This is a genomic window from Colwellia piezophila ATCC BAA-637 (assembly GCF_000378625.1).
Taxonomy (GTDB): Bacteria; Pseudomonadota; Gammaproteobacteria; order Enterobacterales; family Alteromonadaceae; genus Colwellia; species Colwellia piezophila.
Window position 1 is genome coordinate 44,219 of sequence record NZ_KB905178.1, and the last position, 7,548, is coordinate 51,766.

General features: G+C 39.6%; 3 protein-coding genes and 1 pseudogene. 1 reads left to right on the forward strand and 3 read right to left on the reverse strand.

The genetic code is table 11. The annotated features are described in order from the left end of the window. Positions 1–7 precede the first annotated feature (7 nt). The 3 genes from F580_RS0122230 to ahpC form a co-directional block, all read right to left on the reverse strand. Positions 8–2,680: an intermembrane phospholipid transport protein YdbH family protein gene (locus tag F580_RS0122230; protein WP_019029971.1), complete on the reverse strand. Its 2,673-nt coding sequence runs from the start codon at positions 2,678–2,680 to the stop codon at positions 8–10. Between the two features lie 323 nt (positions 2,681–3,003). After that, the gene (gene ahpF / locus F580_RS0122235; RefSeq protein ID WP_019029972.1) at positions 3,004–4,587 is read right to left on the reverse strand and encodes an alkyl hydroperoxide reductase subunit F; all 1,584 of its coding nucleotides are present in this window, start codon (positions 4,585–4,587) and stop codon (positions 3,004–3,006) included. A gap of 255 nt (positions 4,588–4,842) precedes the next feature. Next, entirely contained in the window at positions 4,843–5,412 is a 570-nt protein-coding gene (ahpC, locus tag F580_RS0122240; protein ID WP_019029973.1) for an alkyl hydroperoxide reductase subunit C, read from the reverse strand. A 1,009-nt stretch (positions 5,413–6,421) separates the two neighbouring features. Here ahpC and F580_RS27030 point away from each other — a divergent pair. Then, a pseudogene (locus tag F580_RS27030) lies at positions 6,422–7,548 on the forward strand (IS110 family transposase); the annotation flags it as partial.

The window sequence follows — 7,548 nt, forward strand, 5'->3', positions numbered from 1 at the left end:
ATATTCCTTAGTTCTTTTTTTGTAAGCCTTTGAGTACTTTATTCTCAAAGTGCTCAGTAATATTAAGTGACTCTAACAAACCTAACAAATCGTAGTTCAGGTTTAAATTCAAATTAACTTCATTATCTAAATCGGGGTTTCTGCCCTTAATCTCGGTGACGAGTAACATATAACCATCATCAGCCATGGAGACTGCTGACGTTAAATGATGATAATGTAAGTTTTCCAAGGCACTAAATACTAGTTTCAATTCAGTGCTACTGGTCTTTAACTCTGCTACCGCTGGGTTATTATAAACTTGGATAATACCATTACCGACGTTATACAAGCTGCCCGCTTTGATTAAGAAGTCTTCGCCATCATAATAAATGGGAAATTGTCCGGAAACTTTACCCGTGACGACTATACCCTGATTTTTATCTAATTCGAGTAGCTTTTCTAAATCTATTTCAGTTAAGTTAACCTGAACGGCTAGCACTTTGGTAAAGGGCCATTGCGCCTGAGCAATATCAAAACGTCCACCCAACAAGTTTCCAGAGATATTATTAAGGTTAAGTTTTAGCACATCTTCGGAGATGTTGATCCGTGTTTTTGTCGAAAATTGAGTAATCGGTGTCGCGCTTTCTATTTTATCAATGGTCAAATTATTAGTTATTTTATTACCACTCTTTGTCGTTACCGATTTGAACTGACCTGCTTGTAAGCTAAATTTTTGTTGCCAGTTCAGTCCTTGCACCCAAGTACCCTCAATTTCGCCACTGACATCTTGTACCAATAAGACCAATGACATTGGATTAGCCGTTAAATCTTCAGTATTTTTGAATTGCCCTGATAAATGGTAACTGAGTGTGCCGTCAATAAGTTTCAATTCAACGGGTAATTCTATCTTTAACGCTAAAACCTCTGTGAGTAATACCTCATTGGCAAATACCTCTATGTGAGGTTCAGCTATATCGCCGGTTAATCTTACTGATGCTATAGCGACTTTATCGGCAATAACTTCAGTGTTAATCACTATATTATCAATACTGCCACTGAGCTTAGCATCGAGTTCCAGGGTGTTTATCTGTATTAACTCGGAGATACTTAACTGGCTAACCTGGTTATTCACCGCCAGTTCAAACGTTATCTCAGCATGATTTATTGCCGTGCTTGGCAAACTTTTTTTCGCCATTTTCACATAACCGTGCCAGTGACTAATTAACGATTTTAACCTTGTTTGCGCTTTAGTTTTAGATTTAGATTTAGAATTAGATTTTCCTTGTTGAGAGTGGCTTGCCGGTACACTTAACTGAACTACTGTTATGGAAGTCTCTGGGGCTAAGTTTAGCTGCCATAAATCACTTTGTTGTTCTAGTTGGCCAGCAATGTTTAGTTTAACTGGGTATTGACTATAAGGCTGTAACTGAGCAATGTTCACTTTGCCCACCATTAAAAAATGCCCTTGCTGTAAGCTAAGCGCGAATGTTGGCTGATCATCAAAACTAAAAACTAAATTATTGAGTGATAAGCCTATCGGCTCATTTAAATGATTCGCGTGAAAGCTTATACCATCACTGGTAAGACTCTGCTCAGTAAAATCTATGATGATTGAACCCGCAGGGATAACGCTAATGTCGTTAATGACATTATCGTTAAGGAAATTTATCAAACGTTGGTCATGATTTTTAGCTGATAGTGAGTCGATGAGTTGACCTTGCTCAAATGTTAACTGCAGTGCATTACCTCGGTCCTCGGCGTCATCAAAATCAAAATCAACACTTAATATCTCATCCTTTAACTGGGTATGCCAAACGAGTGTTGTCTCTAACTTAACCAGCCCAAATTGAGCGATACTTTGCGGCACCATAAAAGCCAGTTTTCTTACTTTACTTACCATGCTTAACGTTTGCTTTTGCCAAGTAATATCGCTGACAAAATCCCCCGACAAAGCGCAGATATCGGCCACTTCATTGGTTAATAGGCTTGATATACTTACCGGTAGAAAGGCTTGATGCTGACTTAATAATATGCTCATCTGAGCTAAATCAGCGCTTACTTTAGCGCTAATATTGTCACTAAGACCTTGGTCGATTTTATTCAGCTGTAAAGACAATATTTCCTGCTGGTTTTGGTTTGCCAAAGAAAAATAAATTTGCCAAGCGGTTGTTGTAAACTGACCCTGATAGTACTTATTTCTTTGCGGATTTTTATCATTTCCAGCAAGAAAAGGCTGATAATTAAATGATTGAATAGCTATGTCAAAAGCAGGCCAAAGCTGAGTTAACGTTTGAAACTCATTGCGGATAAGTGTCGGCAGATCGCTAAGAGTTACAGTATTTTCGTTGTGATTGTCATCAAGTTTAATATTAGCTTTAACACGCACATTAGCTGAGGCGATATCTATCGACGAAATTGCCTCTATAATCTTTTCAGCTGATAGGTTATTTACCTCAAAGCGCCATTTTATAAGTATGTTGGTTAAGTCAATTTCCGCATAAGGGGAATCAATACATAAGTGTGTTATCTGCAGATCAAAATTGCTATTCACATTAAAATCAATACAGGTTATCGCACTTTCATGCTGTGATAAATAGTCGTTTACAATAGAGATGACCACTGAACTTCGACTGTAAAAAGCCGTAGCAAGCACCATAATCAGCAAGGTAAAAACAACTACAATATATTTAAAAAGGCGCAAGGAAAACTTCTTTTTTAATCAGGAAAAATGTCAATAACATAGCGGCGTAACTTGGCCTTATATGTTAATAAAATGGATAACTTAATAAAATAGATAACATTGAGTATATCAGAAAGCCATCGCGATAAAGTTGAGTTACTAACAGAGTGTTTATTTACTGTAACCAGAAAGTAACTCCTACAGATAATGCTTGAAGGCATTCCATAAAGGTAATAATTAAACGCAATAAAAAACCGCTTAAACAATGATCTTTAGGCGGTTTTTTATAATGTAGAGAGTTTTATCGCTAAAAGCTAATATTAACCCCCTTTAAATAGGCCTTGTTAAACATCTTGGCGAATAAGGTAGTCAAAAGCACCTAAGGCAGCGTTTGCACCACTACCCATCGCAATAATTATTTGCTTATAGGGGTTGTTGGTAACATCACCGGCAGCAAACACCCCCGCCACAGAAGTTTCACCGCGACTACCGGCAATAATTTCACCACGATTAGTTAACTCGATGTCACCTTGTAAAAACTCACTGTTTGGCATTAAACCTATTTGCACGAAGATACCTGCCAGAGTCACTTCATGACTGTCACCATTGGTGCGATCGGTGTAGATCAAACTCGTTACGCGTTTACCATCACCCATGACTTCGGTGGTTTGCGCATTAGTAATAATAGTGATATTGGCTAATGAGTTAGCTTTTCGTACTAACACCTCATCGGCGCGTAGGGTATCAGCGAATTCTAAAACGGTAACATGCTCAACAATACCGGCTAAATCAATGGCAGCTTCGATACCTGAATTACCACCACCAATAACCGCAACGGGTTTACCTTTAAATAATGGTCCATCACAATGTGGGCAGTAAGCAACACCTTTACCGCGGTATTCATTTTCACCGGGCACGTTCATTTCACGCCAACGTGCTCCTGTTGCCAACACAACCGCTTTACTCTTAAGTACTGCGCCATTTTCTAGACTGACTTCAATCAAGCCTGTTTCTTCATTTCGTTTGACTTGGCTCGCTTTATTGCCATTCATGATATCGACATCATATTCACGCACATGTTCTTCTAAACTAGCAACCAATTTTGGCCCTTGAGTGGCTTTTACTGAAATAAAGTTTTCTATCGCCATGGTATCGCTAACTTGTCCGCCAAATCTGTCGGCCACTAAGCCAGTTGAGATGCCCTTTCGTACTGCATATATTGCTGCTGCAGCGCCTGCTGGGCCACCACCAACCACTAAAAAGTCGTAAACCTCCTTATTCTCAAGCGCCTTGGCTTGTCGTGCCCCGGCATTTTTATCTACTTTATTTAAAATATCTGTTAAGGATACCCGCCCTTGACTAAAGGACTCACCATTTAAAAAGACTGTCGGTACAGCCATGACATCACGATCAAAGACTTCGGTTTGAAATAATGAGCCATCTATCATGGTGTGTTTTATTTGTGGGTTAATTGCCGCCATCATATTTAAGGCTTGCACGACATCAGGGCAATTTTGGCAACTAAGTGAAATATAGGTTTCAAATTCAAACTCGCCCTCAAGATTACGGACTTGCTCTATTTGTTCTTGCTCAATTTTTAACGGATGAGAACCACTGTGCAATAACGCCATCACCAGCGAAGTAAATTCATGCCCCATAGGCAGGCCAGCAAAACGCATTTCACTGCCGGTTGCTACCGAGCGCACTAACATCGACGGCACTCTTTCATTACGGGCTTGCTCAGCTTTACTAGAAGAAAGGTTACCATCAATAGCAGTTACCAGTGGGGATAACTCAGCGATCTGCTTTACTAGTTGGCTAAGTTCTTTTGCCTTAGGACTTTCATCGGTAAAGGTGACTAACTCGACGGGTGTTTTTAAATTTTCTAAATAACTTTTTAATTGTGTTTGTAAGTTGGTGTCTAACATAATGACCTCTACTGATAATTGATGAGAACTGGAAAAGCTTTCATTCGGAAAGTGATAAGGGAAAGGAACTGTAGTTTTGCTGTTAATTAGTAAGTGCGAAACATCCTTATTTCGCCGAAGTTTGACTTTAGATTTGAATTAAATGCTTTTTGCTCAAGGCGCGAGGGCTGTAGCATAGCTTGCCTATGTGAAGCCCTCGTAACGCAGAGCAGTAAGCATTAAAACGAATCTAAGGAAAACTTAACTAATCGTAACTTAAATTTTTCCTACTAAGTCTAGAGATGGTGCGAGGGTTTCTGCACCTGGTTGCCATGCTGCTGGACAAACTTCACCGTCATGCTCTGCAACATATTGAGCAGCTTTAACTTTGCGAAGCAATTCTACTGCACTACGGCCTATACCTAGGTCATGAACTTCTGCAATTTTGATTTCGCCTTCAGGGTTAATCACAAACGTACCACGAAGTGCTAAACCTTCTTCTTCAATCATGACACCGAAATTACGCGTAATTGCGCCAGTTGGGTCACCAATCATAGGGTAGGTGATTTTTTTAATGGTATCTGAAGTATCGTGCCATGCTTTATGGGTAAAGTGGGTATCAGTTGATACTGAGTAAACTTCAACGCCCATTTTTTGTAACTCTGCGTAATGGTCTGCCATGTCGCCTAATTCTGTAGGGCAAACAAAAGTGAAATCAGCAGGGTAGAAAAAGAAAATTGACCATTTATCTGCAAGGTCTTTTTCACTTAATTCTACGAACTCACCGTTGTGAAAAGCAGTCGCGTTAAAAGGTAATAATTTAGTATTGATTATTGATTGGTTCATAATGAAATCCCATTGAGTTAAGTAATTGTTGGTTGAACAATTGAAGCGTTTTCTTCTAAGAACCTGTCTTATAAAAAGTAGCGCTTCGTTTAAGATGGGATAATAATAACGATCGGGGGTGGATTAGTATAATCGATAGTAATTATAGATATGATAGTTAAAACCTATCATTAGGTTTGGAGTGAGTTTATTCCTGCTTGGCGTCGCGGTGGCGACCACACCCAAGGGGCGACGTACCGCCGCGCCTCCCCTTGGAACCCCTGCGACGCCCTACTCAGTGAAAACATAAATCATCAACTTTGTGTTTACAGTCAATACCTGCCGATATTCGTCCATGAAAAGCGGCAGTCTTCGCCATCCATGGCTCCGCTTGACTGACACTTTACAAAATTGAGATTTATTCACTGAGATGGGATTTGGAGTGCTTGGGAACAGCGTTGAATTATAAGTACCGAATAACTCTTGGTTCGTTATTAATGACACTCTATCAACAAACACCAAGTCTGCTTATTCAAACGCCGGAGTGAAGCACAAGATTCACGTATTGCCATCATGGATGATGGCAAAAGCAATGTGGCACATGGATGTGCCTTCATTGCTGTTACGTCGAAGATATTGTGCTGAATGTAGGATTACGTTTGATGTAGCAGCTCCGATGGATTCCAAAGGGAGGAAGAAAGAGTGGAGGCAGTCTCACTCTTTCTTCTGGGTGTCGTCGCCACCGCGACAAATCATTTATATTTACTCTAGTCCCTTTATTTAACGATCACTTTTACCACAATATAGTCTTTCAAGCCTGGAATATACCATACTTGATCTGTTCAAGTTAGTGCCTACAGCATACGAACAATTACCACTAAACATATCAATGATTTCCGCTTTGCTTTCGATGTCATAGGTACGCTTAAGTTCAATAACGAATACTCAGAGCTTGTATAAATTACTATCTATATTACTTTCGAAGAGCTGAGCATACTGATTGAACACCCTTAAATTACAGAGGTGGTTTATGATAAATATTATTGCTCATATTGGAATTGATTGGGCTGATAGTAAACATGACTATTGTCTTCAAGGTCGAAAACAATCAAAACGTGAGTTTGGTATTTTATCTCATTCGCCAGAGAGTATTGATGAATGAATTTTGTCATTACATAAACGTTTTTGAGGTAAAATTGCCATCGCCGTTGAATTGACCAGAGAGCCAATTGTATATGCATTACAAAAATATAGCTTCATTACGATATACCCAGTTAATCCGACGCTATTAGCCAAGGACGATCCTACAGATGCAGAATTTGCGTTAGATCTAATGCTTAACTATCCAGGTAAGATCAAGCCGCTAACGATGCAGCGCGAGGAGATAAGAAAACTCGGATACCTAGTCGAGCAGCGTCGTAGGCTAGTTGAAGATCGGAGACGTTTTGGTAATCGGTTGATAAATACACTTAAACAGTATTTCCCTCAGTTATTAGAACTCTTTAGCCATAGAGAATCGGTGTTGTTCTGTCGTTTCATTAATCGCTGGCCCAACCTAAAAAAGTTAAAGAGAGCGAGAGGAAGAAACCATCAGAAATTTCTTTTTAGCTTCAGGTGGAAGATCTGTAACATTGATTGAGCAACGAATTGAAGCAATACAAAAAGCTCAATATATTACGGAAGATCTCGCAATTATCGAGCCTCATCAGCTGCTCGCACTATCACTAACGGATCAAATCACAGCAACAGTTAAAGCAATTAAAAGATACGATAAAGAAATAGATAAACTGTTCAATGAGATGCCCGATGCTGAGCTATTTAAATCGTTACCAAGTGCAGGCTTATTTATGGCACCTAGATTATTAGTAGCAATGGGGGGAAAACAGAGATAGATTTAAACATGCATCTGAAGTGCAAATGTACGCAGGAATTGCACCGGTGACTCAGAGGAGTGGTCAAAAATCATGGGTACACTGGCGTTGGCAATGCTCTAAATTCTTAAGGCAATCGTTCATAGAATGGTCAGCTAAAACTGTCTACTCATCATATTGGGCTGGGTTGTACTACGCACAGCAGCGTCAGAAAGGCAATTCACATCAGTCAGCGGTGAGAGCTTTATCATTTAAATGGATACGTATTTTATTTCGCTGCTGGAAG